13 protein-coding genes and 1 tRNA gene are annotated in these 16,601 nt (G+C 38.8%); 8 read left to right on the plus strand and 6 right to left on the minus strand.

Annotated features, from left to right (window positions below):
• The first annotated feature begins 1 nt into the window (after position 1).
• Positions 2-1,102: an alpha/beta hydrolase gene (locus LEP1GSC203_RS12180; RefSeq protein ID WP_039937979.1), complete on the plus strand. Its 1,101-nt coding sequence runs from the start codon at positions 2-4 to the stop codon at positions 1,100-1,102.
• Here LEP1GSC203_RS12180 and LEP1GSC203_RS12185 read toward each other — a convergent pair whose 3' ends face one another.
• Positions 1,103-2,866 carry a transglutaminase-like domain-containing protein gene (locus tag LEP1GSC203_RS12185; protein WP_002973850.1) on the minus strand — a complete coding sequence of 588 codons (1,764 nt, stop codon included), beginning with the start codon at positions 2,864-2,866 and terminating at the stop codon, positions 1,103-1,105.
• A gap of 49 nt (positions 2,867-2,915) precedes the next feature.
• On the opposite strand from LEP1GSC203_RS12185, the gene LEP1GSC203_RS12190 reads away from it, so the two are divergent.
• Positions 2,916-3,689 (plus strand): helix-turn-helix transcriptional regulator, encoded by a 774-nt coding sequence (locus tag LEP1GSC203_RS12190; protein ID WP_002973629.1) that lies wholly within the window; start codon positions 2,916-2,918, stop codon positions 3,687-3,689.
• Between the two features lie 62 nt (positions 3,690-3,751).
• Here LEP1GSC203_RS12190 and LEP1GSC203_RS12195 read toward each other — a convergent pair whose 3' ends face one another.
• The 3 genes from LEP1GSC203_RS12195 to LEP1GSC203_RS12205 form a co-directional block, all read right to left on the minus strand.
• On the minus strand, positions 3,752-4,291 hold the full coding sequence (locus LEP1GSC203_RS12195; protein ID WP_002973589.1) for an Mpo1 family 2-hydroxy fatty acid dioxygenase: 540 nt from the start codon (positions 4,289-4,291) through the stop codon (positions 3,752-3,754).
• A gap of 82 nt (positions 4,292-4,373) precedes the next feature.
• Positions 4,374-6,098 (minus strand): 4-alpha-glucanotransferase, encoded by a 1,725-nt coding sequence (locus LEP1GSC203_RS12200; protein ID WP_002973936.1) that lies wholly within the window; start codon positions 6,096-6,098, stop codon positions 4,374-4,376.
• A gap of 5 nt (positions 6,099-6,103) precedes the next feature.
• Entirely contained in the window at positions 6,104-7,168 is a 1,065-nt protein-coding gene (locus LEP1GSC203_RS12205) for a class I fructose-bisphosphate aldolase (protein ID WP_002974334.1), read from the minus strand.
• Between the two features lie 128 nt (positions 7,169-7,296).
• On the opposite strand from LEP1GSC203_RS12205, the gene LEP1GSC203_RS12210 reads away from it, so the two are divergent.
• Genes LEP1GSC203_RS12210 through LEP1GSC203_RS12220 form a run of 3 tightly spaced genes read left to right on the plus strand, consistent with a single transcriptional unit; the run spans position 7,297 to position 9,620 of the window.
• The gene (locus LEP1GSC203_RS12210) at positions 7,297-8,160 is read left to right on the plus strand and encodes a sensor histidine kinase (RefSeq protein WP_002973704.1); all 864 of its coding nucleotides are present in this window, start codon (positions 7,297-7,299) and stop codon (positions 8,158-8,160) included.
• The gene (locus LEP1GSC203_RS12215) at positions 8,157-8,840 is read left to right on the plus strand and encodes a response regulator transcription factor (protein WP_002974522.1); all 684 of its coding nucleotides are present in this window, start codon (positions 8,157-8,159) and stop codon (positions 8,838-8,840) included. The genes LEP1GSC203_RS12210 and LEP1GSC203_RS12215 overlap by 4 nt, the downstream gene beginning before the upstream one ends.
• Before the next feature lie 48 nt (positions 8,841-8,888).
• Positions 8,889-9,620: a hypothetical protein gene (locus tag LEP1GSC203_RS12220; protein WP_002974196.1), complete on the plus strand. Its 732-nt coding sequence runs from the start codon at positions 8,889-8,891 to the stop codon at positions 9,618-9,620.
• On the opposite strand, the gene LEP1GSC203_RS12225 is transcribed toward LEP1GSC203_RS12220, so the two are convergent.
• Entirely contained in the window at positions 9,617-11,356 is a 1,740-nt protein-coding gene (locus LEP1GSC203_RS12225; RefSeq protein WP_002974341.1) for a PP2C family protein-serine/threonine phosphatase, read from the minus strand. The genes LEP1GSC203_RS12220 and LEP1GSC203_RS12225 overlap by 4 nt on opposite strands.
• Positions 11,357-11,717: 361 nt before the next feature.
• On the opposite strand from LEP1GSC203_RS12225, the gene glnA reads away from it, so the two are divergent.
• The 3 genes from glnA (at position 11,718) to LEP1GSC203_RS12240 (ending at position 13,678) form a co-directional block, all read left to right on the plus strand.
• On the plus strand, positions 11,718-13,178 hold the full coding sequence (glnA, locus tag LEP1GSC203_RS12230) for a type I glutamate--ammonia ligase (protein ID WP_002973606.1): 1,461 nt from the start codon (positions 11,718-11,720) through the stop codon (positions 13,176-13,178).
• A 113-nt stretch (positions 13,179-13,291) separates the two neighbouring features.
• Positions 13,292-13,368: transfer RNA gene (locus LEP1GSC203_RS12235), tRNA-Met, on the plus strand.
• A gap of 19 nt (positions 13,369-13,387) precedes the next feature.
• The gene (locus LEP1GSC203_RS12240) at positions 13,388-13,678 is read left to right on the plus strand and encodes a Cys-rich protein (protein ID WP_002973678.1); all 291 of its coding nucleotides are present in this window, start codon (positions 13,388-13,390) and stop codon (positions 13,676-13,678) included.
• An 86-nt stretch (positions 13,679-13,764) separates the two neighbouring features.
• Here the strand turns inward: LEP1GSC203_RS12240 and LEP1GSC203_RS12245 are convergent, their stop codons facing one another.
• Positions 13,765-16,548, minus strand: a complete 2,784-nt coding sequence (locus tag LEP1GSC203_RS12245) for a chromosome segregation SMC family protein (protein WP_002974057.1) — start codon at positions 16,546-16,548, stop codon at positions 13,765-13,767.
• Positions 16,549-16,601 lie beyond the last annotated feature (53 nt).

A 16,601-nucleotide genomic window follows, 5' to 3' on the forward strand; every position in this document is an offset into this window, starting at 1 on the left:
AATGACAAAAAATCCCACCCAAAAACATTCAATTTTTCTAATATTCTTGTTTTTTGTTACAAATTTATTTTTCTCTTGTAGCCCAAAAATTGGAGAACAAATCAACAAAAGGATCGTAGATCCATTCGACGAAACTAAAATCCTAAACGTACATTTTGTGACTACACGCAGAGAAATGACTGTAAAAGACAATTGTGATGTTTCCAGTTTTGGATTCATAACAGACATCAATCCTCATTACGGAATTTGTTTGGTCAATATTCCCGCAAAACATATCATTGGTGATGTTTCTCTCGACAATGCCCAAGACAAAAACCAATTCTTTCAATTCAAAGGTCGTATCAACACGGACGATAAAGAATTTTTAACTAAAATCAAATCTTCTGCTTCTGAGGAAGTTTTAGTTTTTGTCCACGGTTTCAATGTCAATTTTGATGAGGCGGTCCTTCGTGCAGGACAAATCAAATATGATTTGAAATTTCCTGGCGAAGTTGTGGTGTATTCTTGGCCCGCAGGAGCTGATGCCGGCCTATTATCACAAGTGATGGTAAAATCCACTTACGATCTAAACTTCACAGAAGCAAAAGTCAATCGCGAACCATTTACTAAATTTCTCTCAGACATCACAAACCTTGGTAAAAAAATACATTTGGTAGTACACAGTATGGGCCACCAAGTGGTGTTACCCTCTGTGGCAATGCTTGCCAAACAAGGGAAAAAGAAATTCCTTTCGGAACTCATTTTAAATGCTCCTGACTTTGATAAAAATGAATTTGAAATGATTTTAAGTGACCTCACCAATTCTTCTGAGAGAATTACTCTCTATTGTTCGCCTGGAGACAATGCACTGGTTGCTTCCCAAAAAGTCAATGGAGGAGCCCGGGCCGGTATGTGTTTTAAATATTCCGGTGTCGACGTAATCAATGTCAACGAAGTGGACGATCCTGTATTTGGTGTGGGTGGGCTTGGTCATGGATATTATTCTTCAAGGCCCATTCTCACAGACATCTACCAAGTGTTACTTGGTGTGTCTGTTGAAAAAAGACTTTTTATTAGGAAATCAGGTCCCAAAAATGGAGAAAACTTTGTCCTTAGGAAATAACTAAGGAACTAGTAAATCTTCTCCTTTTAATAGGGCACGGTTTGTTTTAAGAGGGACGATTCCCTCTTCTTTCTCCTCAGGTCCCTTAACTTCCTTTCCTACTTCCGATTTTGACACAACCAATTTGAATTTGATTTTCTTTCCTAAACTTAAACTTTCTTTCGCCAATTGGACAAGTCTATCACCACCTGCAATTTGCGGATGAGTAGGATTCGAAAGGGTAGCAAACACCACATGTCTTGCATAAGTCACACCAGGTTTGGATTTTGGTGGGGCCAGAGGTTCCATCGGGATCCAACCAAGTCCTTCCACCCAAACTTCTACAAACTTATGGTTGAAAGTGATTTCATTTGCAGTTTCCGTAGGTAAATAGTTCCAAACCAATCGGGAAGGAATTCCTTTACCACGTAACAATGCCATGGTGACGTAAGAATGTTCCGTGCAACCCCCATTGTTTTTTTCGATTACTTGGGGAGCAGGTTCAAAACTCCCCGACTTATAGGGAATGGAGGCTACATACTCCTGCGTTTTCAATAGTACATCTTTTAGGTTAGAACTCTCTTGAAATAGAGAATTTCTTTTTTCCGTAACCGTGGGTGAATTTATTTTCAAAAACCAATCATCTTGCAGGTAATTTGCAAACAACTTGGAATTTTGATTCTGAGGTATACTTAAATCTGGATCCAAGTTCCATTGGATTTTATACCGTGTGAGTAACGCCCGATAGACGGTAATTTCTCCAATATCCCCCGCTTTCCTACTGGGAATGTTAAGAACTAACAAACGGTTTCCCGATTCATCCACTTCGAGTTTAGAATCCGAAGAAAATGTTTCTTCTCTAAGCACTTGGGATGCCGTATCCTCTTTTGGCAAAACAAAATGAATTTTGGTTTCCGGAAGGTCTACAAGGGCTGTCCACTGGAACTGGTATTCGATTTGATTTTGAATCGGAGAAAAACGAAACACCTTATTGCCATCGGCAACTTCGAGAGGTGTTGTCAGCGGAAAAATAGAATTTCCATATCCCTTCCATTCCCCATAAGTTTTTGTTAATGGATCAAAAATGATATATTGATCTTCTCCAATGGCAGCTAATTTAAATAAGGCTCTATGGGTAACAGGAAACTTGAACTCACCCATACCCATTTGTTTTTTTGGTGAAAATACTTGGACGGTATTTCCCCAAAAAGAAGAGATCAGAAAAATTTCGGATTCATTTCGTTTGGTGATACGTTGTACCGAAGGAAAAGGAAGTGGAATTTGGGAAACCAGTTCCCCGGTATTCCAATTGTAAACCTCCAATTGGTTTTTATCCAACCGGTAAATTTGATTTTCCAAACAAACGATGTCTTTCCAAGACTTTCCTTTGTCCGGCCAAACTAATTTTCTCTGCACAGCAAAGGACTGAGGATTCATTTCCCAAAGAGTATTTGCTGTTTGGAACAGAAGATTCCCACGACACTCGGTCCAACCTGTGACCTTTCCACCTTCCCAAGGAAGGCGTGTCGCTTCTTTTGAAGCTAAATTCCAAACAAGGATTGAAGATTGTTTTGTAGAATCTTTCGTTTGGATAAGAATTCGGCCTTCCGAATACAAAATCGATTCAAAGAGGTCCACGGTTTCTGATTCGAGAAATGTCGGAGGAATTTGCCAATTGTATTGGGAGCGCACTTCTTTCCAAGAGATGAGTTCTTTTGCATATTTTTCTGCCAATAGAGAAGAAAACAAAAATGGGAAAAGTATAACCCAAACTATTTTTTTCATTCGATAATCCTTGCCTTTTTCAGAATGGCCTTTAGAGTTTTTCTAATTTATGGATTCTAAAAGAAAAGGAAGTCTTTTTTATTTTGGAGAAAGAATTCTCCTAGGAACAGATGGCATTGTCACAGAACCTCACTCTCATTACGCCGTTTCTATCTTAGTATCTCTCCGCGGATCTTTTCATTTGTACACAAATCACAATGTCGTAATTGAAACGGAAGGGATTATCATACCGCCCAACTTTTACCACAGATTGGATGGATCAAATTCAGAAATGGTCATCATCCAACTGGATCCAAAATCAGAGGAATACAAACGGATCGAAATGGACCAATCTCCAAAAACAATCGATGCGGATACTAGGTCTAAAATTATAAAAATCGCCGATCCATTGTTTGGTGATACACTCACCTGTGATTCTGCCAGGTCTGTTTACAACCAAATTCTCTCTCTTCTTGGCTCCAAAACGAATCCAAAAAAATATGATGAACGAATTGAAATGGCAATTCAGCGAATTAAAGAAAAAATCCCAAACCCTGTCACCCTTCTAGAACTTTCTGATATTTCGGGAATTTCTACAGATCGTTTTATGCATTTGTTTAAGGAAAATATGGGTATCCCTCTAAGGCAATATCTATTATGGCAACGACTTCACATTGCCGCAAAACTTTTGCAAGGTGGGGAAAATTTAACAACAGCATCCCATGCTGCCGGTTTTAGTGACCAGGCTCATTTGTCTCGGACTTTCAAAAAAATGTTTGGTGTGAAACCTTCTCTATTTTTGGGAGGCCAGTCACTCCGTAAGGTATGTTTTTGCGAGGATTAAAACTAATCACAATTGAAAAGTAAACCCCCGCATCTCATTTTAACAATCCTTAGAAAATTGATTTAAGCAGTTTTATGGGAGAAGTCTTTCCATACTCCCCTAGCTTTCAGTTCATTATCCACTGCATCTTTTAATTCCAATCGGTATCCCAACTCAAAGAAAACATCTGCCACCACAAATAAGGGCGCTGATACTAAAGCTTGGAATAGATTGTCAAAAAGGGCTGGCCTACTTTTTTCAAAAATGAAATGTCCATAGAACTGAGCTCCCCATCCGATCACTTGGCCAAGGCCAAAGATGGTCCAAGCAGTGGTTGCCGGTAGTTGGGTAGTAATCCATTCGGAAGTCAAATACAGTCCTCCAAAAACAAGAGTCGCCACAAACGCAAACAATACATCCAAAGTATAATAGTAACCAAGAACCGCTAGAGTGAATACTAGGGAGGCAGACACATGGAAGCCATTGTATTCAAAAAGACTAAAACGGCTAAGGACAACAAACAAAGTGAAGGTGATTGTTGGCACACCAAGCACATGAACTAGTACGTTACGTTTTTCCTGATGGTAAGCGGAATAAAACGCCATTTCTTTTGCAAATCTCAAGGGAGACCTCCGGGTGTAAAGATCCATACTACCAGAAACAAACCCTTCCGACTTGAACGAACCTGTCATAGGCTAAAAAAAATTAAGAATTTCTTTGGGATTCTAGAAGGAGCTTTCGTAAGGTAAAGTTACGCTGAAAATCAGAAACAAAGTCTTCGATAAGAATCGGAAACCGGTAGGTCCAATTGGAATGGTCGGGAGTTCCAGGTAAGTTAATCCTATGTTTTTCGGGATGTTCCAAAACATCAGAAACGCCGAGGGCCAAATCTTGGAAAAGTTGGATGGAGAAAAGACTACTCGTTTGGAATACAAAGCTAAGTAGTCCAATGAGCGCTTCTTCTTCGGAAGAAGGTCTTGGTTTCCCAATCCGATCAAAGAAAAATTGTAATTTGGACTCTTTATCTCCTTCGTGATTCCACCAATACAACGCCAAACTTGTGTCATGTGTCGACAATACGGAAATTGCATTTTCCCTATACAACTCTTCGGGAATAAAATCACCCGTGGTAAAGGATCTAGTCCAACGAACGACATCAATTCCAATCATCTTTCTTTCAAATAGGGAATCACGTATAAAAGAAGGAACAGAACCCAAATCTTCCGCACAAGGAATCATCGAAGAAAATGATTCAAAGATTTCTAAAATTTTTTCACCTGCCTCTTTCCAATGTTTTTCTTCTTCTTCGATATGAAGTTCAGACAATGGAAATAGTTTTGCCTTGGTCTCCTCTTCTAAGTTTTGGTAGGAAGATTCTTTCCAAAAGTCCCAATAGAAAATATAATGATCGGGAATGAATTCATGGATGAGTCCCAAAGATTCAAACAATTTAGGATCTAAGTCTTCTTTCTGAAATTCTTCTTTGGCAATTCCAAATTGTGGATGGAACCAACCGTGGAGTGCTGTGGTATCGTCTTTCGGGATAGACCAAATCCGATACATTCCAATCACATGATCAATGCGGTAGAGATGGAAAAAATGTTCTAAATAAGACAAACGATCTTTCCACCAAGAGTAGTTTGATTTTTCTAATACTTCCCAATTCAAAACAGGGAATCCCCAAGTTTGACCTGTTTTAGAAAAATCATCGGGTGGGGCACCCGCCTGCAAGTCCAAAATAAAATATTCAGGATGTTCCCAAACATCACAAGAATTCCGAGAAGTAAGGATGGGCATATCACCTTTCAAATAAACACCCACATCTTCGTAATGTATCTTTACCTCAGATAACTGATCATAGGCGATCTTTTGTAAATATACCCAGAAAAGGGCTTCTTCTCTTCGTTTTGAAAATATATATTCTTTGGCTTTGTTTGGGTCTTGGTATTCTTTCGGCCATTCCCACCAACCCTTTCCTTTAAATTCTTCATATAAAAGCCGAAAGGCCGCATAGGAATAACACCAAGGATGTTCTTCTAAAAAGTAAGTAGCCTTCTTTATCGCTTCTTTTTGATTTTCTAAATAGTATTCTCGGATGATTTCTATTTTCAAATTCCGTATGCGAAGGGGATTGTTTTGTAGAGAACGAATCTCACGTTTACGAGATACTTGATTCAGATTTAATTTGTATAAGGAAATATAAAGTGGATCAATCGCGAAAGCAGAGATGGCACTATAAGGAGAGTACCCGAAACCGGTATCGTTGAGAGGTAATAATTGTATGATGCTAAATCCAACATCCTTTGCCCAATGACAAAGCGGATATAGACTATAAATGTCACCACATTCAAAAGAATGTTCTGAAACAATAGAGGGCAGAGATACAAGTACCCCTGCCCTTCGTTGTTTTACATTTTGGAAAGATCCCAAGTCTATTAAGCGACTGTGATTTCTTTCGATAAGTATACGTCTTGGATGGCGTTGAGTAGAGCAACCCCTTCCTTCATTGGTTTTTGGAAAGCTTTTCTTCCAGAGATAAGACCCATTCCCCCAGCACGTTTGTTGATTACGGCAGTTTTGATCGCATCTTGTAAGTCGTTTTCTCCAGAAGCTCCACCGGAATTGATGAGACCCGCTCTTCCCAAATAACAATTTGCTACTTGGTATCGAGTGAGGTCAATTGGGTGGTCAGAAGTAAGATCAGAATAGATACGTTTGTCTGTTTTACCATAAGAAGATTCCTGGTTTAAAACATTGTATCCACCGTTGTTTTCAGGTAACTTTTGTTTGATGATGTCTGCTTGGATAGTCACACCTAAATGGTTAGCTTGCCCCGTTAAGTCAGCAGAAACATGATAATCTTTATCTTTTTTGAAAGCATTGTTTCTCACATAACACCAAAGGATGGTTGCCATTCCTAGTTCGTGAGCCATTTGAAAGATTTTTGAAATCTCAACAATTTCACGACCTGAATCTGCAGATCCAAAATATATGGTAGCACCTATCGCAACACAACCTTGGTCATACGCTTGTTTTACAGTCGCAAACAAAATTTGTTCACTTTTGTTTGGGTAAGTAAGAAGTTCGTTGTGGTTGATTTTCAAAATGAATGGAATTTTGTGAGCGTACTTTCTGGCAACAGATCCAAGAACACCGAGTGTTGTCGCAACTCCGTTACAACCACCTTCGATTGCCAATTTGATGATGTTTTCACCGTCAAAATAGATCGGGTTTTTTGCAAAAGAGGCACCAGCAGAGTGTTCAATTCCTTGGTCCACCGGGAGAATGGAAACATAACCAGTTCCACCAAGGCGACCACTTCCCAGAAGGGTTTGGATGCTACGAAGAACAGGGATGGACCTGTCTGTGGGAGCGAAAATTCTATCAACCCAGTCAGAGCCGGGTACGTGGATTAGTTCTTTAGCGATTTTTGGCGATTTGAATCCAAGTAGGGATTCCGCATCGTTTCCAAGATGTTTCGAGATTTCGTCGAAGTTCAAAGTTGTTCTCCTAAAAAATAAATTCTCGGGTTCTTCCAATGTGACAACATCTTTTTTTGCTCGTCGTCCATCCGCATGGGCTTAACTTGAATTGAGAGGCAAATTTGAGAGGATCAGCACAATTTCGAATGTTTTTTTCCCTAGCTTGGCTTTTCCTCACTCTATCTTTGGGAGTGTGGTGGTGGATTTTGGGTTTCCGTCAGGCAAAAACCATTTCGGAAATTTCTATTAGTGCCGCTCGTCAAGTAGAACTAAACCGAGTCAATCGGATGCTCCAACTGGAAGGATCTTTTTTCTTATCCATGTTGACCCTAGGTGGAGTGACCCTTGCAGTTTTGTCTTACAGAGACCACAAACGCTCCAAACTTATCTCTGACTTTTTTTCCACCGTCACTCATGAAATGAAAACTCCTATCGCCAGCTTACAACTGCAAGTTGAAGTTCTCTTAGAAAATTCAAAAGAGCCAGAACTCAAAAGAAAATTAGAAAAGATATGGAAAGAAAACCAAAGAATTGAATCCCAAATGGGAAATGCTTTTTATCTCGCAAGTCTTATGCAAGGAGAATCCTTGTATATGGAATCAATTTCCATTGCTGATTTATGTGAATCCTACTCCCACCATGAACCAAATTTGATTTGGAATGTATCTGTTCCGAAAGCAACCAGAGTCCGCATTGATAAAAAAGCATTTTTTGCTATGCTTAAAAACTTAAGTGAAAATGCAAAACGTCATGGAAAAGCAAATTCAATAAAACTCTCAATCACCAAAGAAAATAAACAAATTTCTTTTCTCTTGGAAGACGATGGAACAGGATTTGTAGGGAACAAAAAAAATCTTACCCTACCATTTTTACGCCATTCGAAAACAAGTGGGAGTGGAATTGGTTTGTATATTGTCAAAAAATTAATCGAAAAAATGAAAGGTCACTTGGAATTTCCGAACAGTTCGTCCGGTTTTCAGGTGAAACTGAATTTAAAAGAGGTTCCATGAAACCAAGGATCTTACTTGTCGAAGATGATGAGGGTCTCGGCGAAACTTTAAAAGAAAGATTGGAACAGGACCGTTACCGAGTCCAGTGGGCCAAAACGGTAGCGGAAGCTGAAACCCTTTTTTCTCCAGGCCAATTTGATTTGGTGGTCCTCGATCTTCGACTTCCCGATGGAAATGGTTTCCAACTTGCAGAACTTTTTTTGTCCAAAGAAAAAGACATCCCCTTTCTATTTTTAACAGCCCAGGCCGGTGCCCAGGAAAGGCTTCGTGGATTTGAACTCGGGGCAGCCGAATTCATTCCCAAACCTTTCCACTTAAAAGAATTTCTCATTCGATTGGAACGGGTGGTTGCCCAAACTCGCCCCCACTTTGGACAAAAATGGAAAATGGGAGAAAAGGAAATCCATTTGGATTCCTTTTTAGTGAAAAAAGAAGACGGGACTTCTGTATTACTTTCGAAGCGAGATTGTGCCTTACTTGCCCTCCTCCTTTCTGATGCGAGAAAAGTCTTTAGTCGTTCTGAAATTTTGGACTACCTTGTAGGAGAGGAAAGTTTTCCTACAGAAAGGACCATCGATAATGCCATCGTTCGACTTCGGGATGCCTTGGGAGAAGAATCCATCCGTAATGTCAGGGGGGTGGGATACCAATGGGTGGCAGAGATCTTCCCACTAAAATAAGGTTCCTTCCCGTTGGGGATTTCGGGAATTTCGCCGATACTTTGAGTAATGAAACAAGGATTCTTACTTTCCCTTTTATTCGTGCTATCCTTGTTTTCGCAATCTTTAGGTGCCTGGGAAACTGACATCGATTACAACTACGAATACGAAAAAAATGGTCCCTATACTAAGTTTTCTGACTGGGTTCCCTACAAACTTCATAAATGGGAACCAAAGTATTTAGAAGATTTTTATGAGTTGTATAATTTAAAACAACATTACAACGACAATGAAATCAGAAAGAATATCTATTGGCTGAAAATTGCCCTGGGGAAACGGTTTCGTCACCCCAAACACTCGCTATGTGAGACAAAAACAGAAAAGGAATATTATAAATATAGGAACTTGATGTTTATGCATATCAACATTCAAATCATGCGTTCCTATATGAGACTTGCCTCAAAATTTGATAAACGCCATGTATATTTTTACAATTTAGATTTTGCCCATGAACTTAAAGAAAGTTTTGGAGTAGCAGAAAGTTTCTACAAAGAAGCACTACCTTACTGGGAAAAATCAAAAGAATACGCGGACAAAGCAAGTGAAGTTCCAGTGGATTTGGATTTAGGAACCATTGAAACAGAAAGATATGAAATAATTACCGGCAAATTAGACTTTGGTCATATCATTGAAAATCATTTAGAAAGATTGGACGGGAAAAAGAAAATTGTATCTGAGTATTTGGCAAAATATCCAGAAGCAGATGCTAAAGTTTTAGATATTGCCGATAGAGAAAATTAAAATTCCAAAAATAATACGGCAATATCGTCGTGTATGATTCGGTCTTTATCAATGAGACAGTTCGCGATCATTTTTTGAATCAAAGTTTCTGTATTTTCAGATACAGAAATCATTTCGGAGAGTTCTTGTAAAAAGATATCTAAACCTATATATCCACCGCCCTCTTCCTCTAATTCATAAATCCCATCCGAATACAAAAGCAAACGATCACCTGGATCAAAGGTTTTAGAAATTGTTTTTCCCTGCCATGAATCCAAGAGTAAAATCGGATACATTTCGTCTTTCACAAGTTTCATCACTCTTTCACTCTCTTTCCAAAACACAACAGGAGGATGGCCTGCAAAACTAAACTCTACCCTTCTTTCCTTTGGAAAAAGCCGAAGAACACAAGCAGATATATGATGTTTAAAAATGATTGTTTTTAATTCCAAGTGCATCGCAGCTAAAATATCTGCAGGAGTGGATTCTAATTTGGAATGTTTTTTAAAAGATACCGCAGCTATCCCTGAGACTAATGCTGAAGAAATCCCATGACCAGAAATATCACCAAAAAAAATATCAATACAATCATTCGTTGGTTTTTCGTAAAGAATTAGGTCGCCACCAATTTCATCATAAGGCAAAAACCGCGATTGTATTTTTACATTTGGAATTTCACCAAAATCTTTAGCAACCCAAGCTTCTTGAGTTAACTTTGCAAGCGCCAAATCTTCTTTGACATCGGAATAAAATCTTTGCAGGACTTTTTCCTTTTTCATTAGTTTGATTTCGTTCTTTGCTCGCACTAACCCTTGCGAAATAAAACCAGCAACCAAACCAAGTAACCTTTTAGTTTCTTCTGACCAATTACCAATCCGCTCAAAAGTGGTAATTCCAAGAATTCCAATCACACTCCCTTCATCACGTAATCCCACTACTAAAATGGAACGAACTTCTGCTCGTTTAAAAAGATCCAAATGCCAAGGTTCGTCCAACATTTGGGAAGTGTCTGCAATATGGATCACTCCATCGGAAGCAAGAATTCCCAATCGTTCAGGATTCATCTTCGCTATCGGGAGTTTGGTTCCAACTTCAAACAAAGACGGAATTCCATCTAACACCCATTCGTGGGTTACGGAAAGAAATTGTTTGTCAGATGAAATCTCAGCAGCAAAAACACGGTCAGCCCGTGAATATTTTCCTAGTTCCTCCAAGGCAAATTGGATGGCATCAGATACTAATTCTGCTTTAGAATGCACAAAGGTTTTAGAAACTTCTGTCACAATTTGTGAAAACCGGAGGAGACCAGAAAGTTTTACTTCCGATTCCCGGATGGAAGATATTTCAATTTGTTGTCCCCAAATACGAACAAGAAATCCATCCTCCACTTGCCCATGGGAATTCATTAAAAATACACGTTGGTTGCCATCTGACAAATCCACAATGTACTCATAGTTTTCTAATTGGTATGTGCTTTGGATGAATTTACGGAGTAAAAATACGCTTTTTAGCGTAACAAGATCCTTTAAATACTTACCAATGATCTCATGGACAGAAAGATACCCATAAAACTGTGCCATGGCCAAATTACATTCCCGAATGATGCTATGGTTCCAGATGAATTCCATCTGTTCCTCTTCAGAAAGAGAAATCGGCATCGGAATATCGAACTCATAACACCAAATGGCGTCTTTGGAAAGGTGGATAAAGCTCTCTAAATGTTGGTAACGACCGTAATCCGGTTTCCGAGAACTCATCTAGATTCTAACCTCTAGGAATCTTCGGCTACTGCCACAAAAAAAACATACATAATAGAGATTTCAAAAAATTTCCAATTTCTCTTCGAAAATGATTCGATTCCGTTGACCAAATCACCCCTTTTGTAGATAGTATTTCGAAATGGCGGAGGCTTAAATAGAGCAATTTTGTGCACTATTTAAGCAATTGGTTTCCACTATATGCAATTTGTGTAAATTCTGGGCGCGGTTTTCGAATCATTTTGCTTAGAAACTCCACGAAACCCTTATATTTAGGTCGAAATGCCTTGGTATAAATCTTGCATCTTATTGGACATCAGATTACAACAATCAGACCGACCTCTGAAAGAAGGAGAATCAAATGCAGTTCGCAACCCCAAAATTTACTTCCGGAAAGGAAGTGGTTGAGTATGCCAAAAAAAATGGAGTCATTTTCTACGACTTCCGCTTCACGGATATCAAAGGAATGTGGCACCACGTTTCCTATTATGTGAATTCAGTTGATGAAGAAACATTCAAAGGGATTCCTTTTGATGGATCTTCCATTGCTCGTTGGCAGCCAATCAATGCTTCCGATATGCAATTACACCCAGAAATTTCTACGGCTTTTTTAGATCCGTTTACTGCTGACAAAACACTCGTTATGTTTTGTGACGTATGGGATATCTACAAAAAACAATACTATGAAAAATGCCCACGTTCCATTGCAAAAAAAGCATTAGCATTCATGAATAAATCCGGAATTGCAGACACTGCCTATTTCGGTCCAGAAAATGAATTCTTTGTTTTTGACAGCTTACGAGTTCGTGATGAAATCAACTGCCAATACTACGAATTAGATTCCAATGAAGGAATCTGGAATACTCACTCAGAAATTCCAGGTACAAACAATACAGGAAAAATCAACTTCAACTCTGGACACCGTCCTGGAACAAAAGGTGGTTACTTCCCTGTTGCTCCAATTGACTCACAAGTAGACCTTCGTGCTGAATTTGTAAAAACTCTGGAAGCCATTGGAATGGAAACATTCGTAGTGCACCATGAAGTAGCACAAGCACAAGGAGAAATTGGAGTTAAGTTTGGAACTTTGATTGAAGCTGCGGACAACGTTCAAAAGCTTAAATACATCGTTAAGATGGTGGCTCATAAACATGGAAAAACGGCTACTTTTATGCCAAAACCACTTTTTGGTGATAACGGTAATGGTATGCACGTTCACATCTCTCTTTGGAAAGGTGGAAAAAACCTTTTCGCTGGAGATAAATACCAAGGTCTATCTGACTTCGCATTCAACTATGTTGGTGGAGTTTTAAAATACGCGAGAGCATGTGCTGCCTTTACAAATGCATCCACTAACTCTTACAAACGACTCATTCCAGGATTCGAAGCTCCATCCATTCTAGCATACTCTGCTCAGAACCGTTCTGCTTCTTGCCGTATTCCTTTCGTAAGCGGCGAAAAAGCAAAACGTGTGGAATTCAGATTTCCTGACTCAACAGCTAACCCATATTTGGCGTTTGCATCCCTCCTTATGGCGGGTATGGCAGGTGTTGCAGAAAAAATCGATCCAGGTCCTGCACGTGAAGAAGATCTTTTCGAACTTTCTTTAGATGAAATCCGTGAAAAAGGAATTCGTCAAATGCCTCACACACTTCGTGAAGCAATGGAAGAAATGCTCGCTCAAAGAGAAATTTTCAAACAAGGTGATGTGTTTACAGAAAACTTTCTACAAACATACCAACACTATAAGTTTGAAACAGAAATTTGGCCATGGGAAGGTCGCCCTCACCCATACGAATTCCTCACTACTTACTCTTGTTAAGAGAAAAAGCCCCGGCAACCGTCGGGGCTTTTTTTTGTTTACCATTCTTAATCTCTTCAAAAAATGACAAAAGAACTAAAGATTTAGTTCAACCAAACGATCTAAGGTGATAGGGCGAGGTAGCTCAGATGGTTAGAGCACAGGATTCATAACCCTGAGGTCACGGGTTCGACTCCCGTCTTCGCTACCAAAGATCGAGAGGAAAAGGTATGAAAAAAACAAATCGTTTGTTTTCAATTCTGGCTCTGGTATTATTTACTGGATCCCTCCAAGCAGCTGACTTTCCTAAATGTAAAGAGGCGTGCGATAAATTCTATACTTGTTCAGTTCAAGTAAACCCCAATGCAACAGAAGAACAAAAAGCAACGCTAAAACGTGGCTGCGAATTCAACTGCAACCGTCCCAAATACTACAATAAAATTGCAAGCTGCCTTTCTGGTGGTGATACTTGCAAAGCTTTCTCTACTTGCATTATGAAAGAAATGCAAGCCAACAAATAACCAAAGTTCTCTAGTGTAAAACGAAACAAAGGTAAGACTGGTTTACAGTTCTTACCTTTTCTTTTGTGAAAATAAGCGAAACCGACTTAGTTGTCGGTTCCGGTTTTTTGTGTGATTTGTTTGGATAGTGATTTGGCTTCATCCAAACGAAGAGAAAGGATTTTTGAAATTCCAGGTTCCTCGTTTGTGACCCCAAAAATGGCATTGGCTCTGGAAATGGTAGACTGCGCATGGGATACTACAATGAACTGTGTTTTGTCTTTGAACCGGTCTAAAATTTGGCAGAACCGAAGTTTATTTGCCTCGTCTAGAGCCGCATCAATCTCATCTAAGAAACAGAATGGACTTGGTTTCACCATATAGATCGCAAAAAGAAGGGCAATCGCCGTGAGTGACTTTTCACCACCAGATAACAGACGTAAGTTCTGAACATGTTTGCCTGGAGGTTCCGCCATAATTTCCACACCGGAATTGAGAGAATCTTCTTTTTCCGTTAGTTCGAGAGTGGCCCTTCCCCCATTGAAAAGTGTAGAGAAAGTTTCTTGGAAGTTTTGTTTGATCTTTTCAAAGGTTTCTTGGAAAAGTTTTTCCGATTCTTCATTGATTCTTTTCAAAACTTCTTCGATATCTTTTTTAGAGCTTTCAATATCTAATTTTTGTTTTAGATTGTGTTCGTAGATTTCTTTAATATTTCGGTATTCTTCAATCGCCAGTGGGTTGATAGAACCGAGTAGTTGGATTTCTGACTTTGCAGAACGTAATCTTCTTTCCTCTGCCTTTTGGTCAAGTTCCAGTCCACCACGTTCAGTTTCCAATTCGGAATCAGTAAGTGAATAGTCATTGTATAATTCTTCCACTAGGGAATCAATTTGCACTTTCAGTGCGGAGCTTGTTCTTTCTTTTTCAGAAAGAAGAGGCAATAAATTTTGAAACACTTCCTGGTTTTTAGAAATATTGGATTTAATTCCAGAAATTTCTTCCACAAGTGATTGTAAGGTTTCTTTTTCAGATTCCAAAATACGACTCATGGATAAAAACTCTTGGTAAGACTCTGCAATTTCTTTTTCTAAAACTTCGACTTCCTTTTCCAATCCATCTTTTTTTTCTCGGATGACAGACTCTTGTTCTTTCGCACCCAAAATCCGTTTTTGAATTTCGCCAATCCTTTCATCAAGGACAGCAATTTCTTTTTGTTGGTTTTCTAATCGAGAATTGGATTCGAGAAGTTTTTTCTCTAGTTCTACAATATGGGTTCTTGTTTCTTCCCAGTGACTTCGGTGTAAAATAATATTACTTTGGTTGTCTCGAATTCCTCGTGTTAGATTTTCGTTTTCCAAAATTAAATCTTCAATTTCTTGGTCTATGGATTCTTTTTTGGAAAGGATTCCATCTTTATCAAAAAGTAAGTTTCTAAAATCATCTTCTCTTTTCAAAAAACCATTTAGTTTTTCTTTATAACGATCGAGTTGGATTTCACGAAGTTCTGTAATCCCTTGGGAAACTTGAGATCCCTCAAAGTTTGCAATCGCTGATTTTAATTTTTGAGTAAAACTATCTAAATCAGAAAGAAGTACAACTTTGTCGGCATTTCGAATTGCTTCACCTTCACTTGATTCTTTCTTTTTGTTTTCTAACTCTTGGATGAGTTCCAAAATAACGGTTTTTTGTTTTTCTCTGAGGGTGATATGGCGTTTCTCATTCTCTTTGATGCGACCTTCTTTTTCCTCTATGGACTTTTCTTCTTCTTTGATAGAAAGTTCCAAAGAAACACGTTTAGATTCCAAAATTTGAATTTCTTCTTGGAGAGTGGTTTGGATTTCTCTTTGTCGTTCGTTTTCTAATTCAATCGCCCGTTTTTCTACTTCTAGTTTGATTGTGGCTTGGTTTTCTGTTTCTAAGGCAGAAAGGATTTCTCCAATACGAAGTTCATACTCCATAATGAAGGTTTTGTTTTTAGCTATTTTTTCTTTCTGGATTTGGCTTTTGGAAAGATGATCAAATAACTTTTTATCAATTTCAGCGATTTCTCTTTCCTTCGCTTCTTTGGTGGTTTCCTTTTCAGAAATCAAATTAGTTTCGTTTTGGATGAGAGATAAAATCGATTTGTTTTTTTCGCGGATCTCTAGTAAATCTTCGTCAGACTTTTTCATCCGACGTTTAAAATCTCGTAACTTTAAAAATCGTAAATTTTTGTCGGACTCATCTAAATCTGATTTTAGTTTGAAGTATTGTTCTGCTTTTTCAGATTGTTTTTCTTTCACTTCCAGGTCTTTTACCATGGAGTTCATAATGTCTTGGATACGTAGTAAGTTCTGGTTGGTGTCATCCAACTTTTTTGTGGCTTCTTTTCGATCCAATTTGAACCGAGAAACTCCAGCGGCTTCTTCAAAGATGGCCCTTCTTTCTTCTGGTTTGGAATTTAAAATTTGGTCTACTCGACCTTGTTCTAAAATACTATAACTGGACTTACCAATTCCTGTATCGAGGAGAGTTTTTTCGATATCCTTTCTCGTGGTTCTGATATCATTGAGGTAGTATTCGTTTTCTCCGTCTGGATACAAACGACGTGTGATTTTGACGGATGGATAATCAATGTTGAAAAACCGGTCATCGTTATCAAAAAGAATTGAAACTTCTGCAAAACCAGCAGCTCGCCTACTCTCTGTTCCGTGGAAGATAACATCGTCCATCTTCTCTCCGCGAAGTCCCTTGGCACTTTTTTCTCCAAAGACCCATTTGACGGAATCGACTATATTTGATTTTCCCGAACCATTCGGTCCGACGACAGCAGTGAATCCAGGATCAAAATTGATCTCTGTTTCATCCGCAAACGTTTTGAATCCAACAATACTCAGGCTCTTTAAATGCATATATGTTTCGCCGTTCGATTTCCCTGTTTCCCGGTTGACACCACTTGGGAGAC

Origin of the sequence: Leptospira terpstrae serovar Hualin str. LT 11-33 = ATCC 700639 (assembly GCF_000332495.1) — a bacterium.
Taxonomy (GTDB): domain Bacteria; phylum Spirochaetota; class Leptospiria; order Leptospirales; family Leptospiraceae; genus Leptospira_A; species Leptospira_A terpstrae.

Bases quoted from the DNA above. Each gene is read 5' to 3' on its own strand.
- LEP1GSC203_RS12225 (WP_002974341.1), bottom strand. From the start codon at position 11,356: ATGAGTTCTCGGAAACCGGATTACGGTCGTTACCAACATTTAGAGAGC.
- LEP1GSC203_RS12240 (WP_002973678.1), top strand. From the start codon at position 13,388: ATGAAAAAAACAAATCGTTTGTTTTCAATTCTGGCTCTGGTATTATTT.
- LEP1GSC203_RS12210 (WP_002973704.1), top strand. From the start codon at position 7,297: ATGTTTTTTTCCCTAGCTTGGCTTTTCCTCACTCTATCTTTGGGAGTG.
- LEP1GSC203_RS12180 (WP_039937979.1), top strand. From the start codon at position 2: ATGACAAAAAATCCCACCCAAAAACATTCAATTTTTCTAATATTCTTG.
- LEP1GSC203_RS12245 (WP_002974057.1), bottom strand. From the start codon at position 16,548: ATGCATTTAAAGAGCCTGAGTATTGTTGGATTCAAAACGTTTGCGGAT.
- LEP1GSC203_RS12190 (WP_002973629.1), top strand. From the start codon at position 2,916: ATGGATTCTAAAAGAAAAGGAAGTCTTTTTTATTTTGGAGAAAGAATT.
- LEP1GSC203_RS12215 (WP_002974522.1), top strand. From the start codon at position 8,157: ATGAAACCAAGGATCTTACTTGTCGAAGATGATGAGGGTCTCGGCGAA.
- LEP1GSC203_RS12185 (WP_002973850.1), bottom strand. From the start codon at position 2,866: ATGAAAAAAATAGTTTGGGTTATACTTTTCCCATTTTTGTTTTCTTCT.
- glnA (WP_002973606.1), top strand. From the start codon at position 11,718: ATGCAGTTCGCAACCCCAAAATTTACTTCCGGAAAGGAAGTGGTTGAG.
- LEP1GSC203_RS12220 (WP_002974196.1), top strand. From the start codon at position 8,889: ATGAAACAAGGATTCTTACTTTCCCTTTTATTCGTGCTATCCTTGTTT.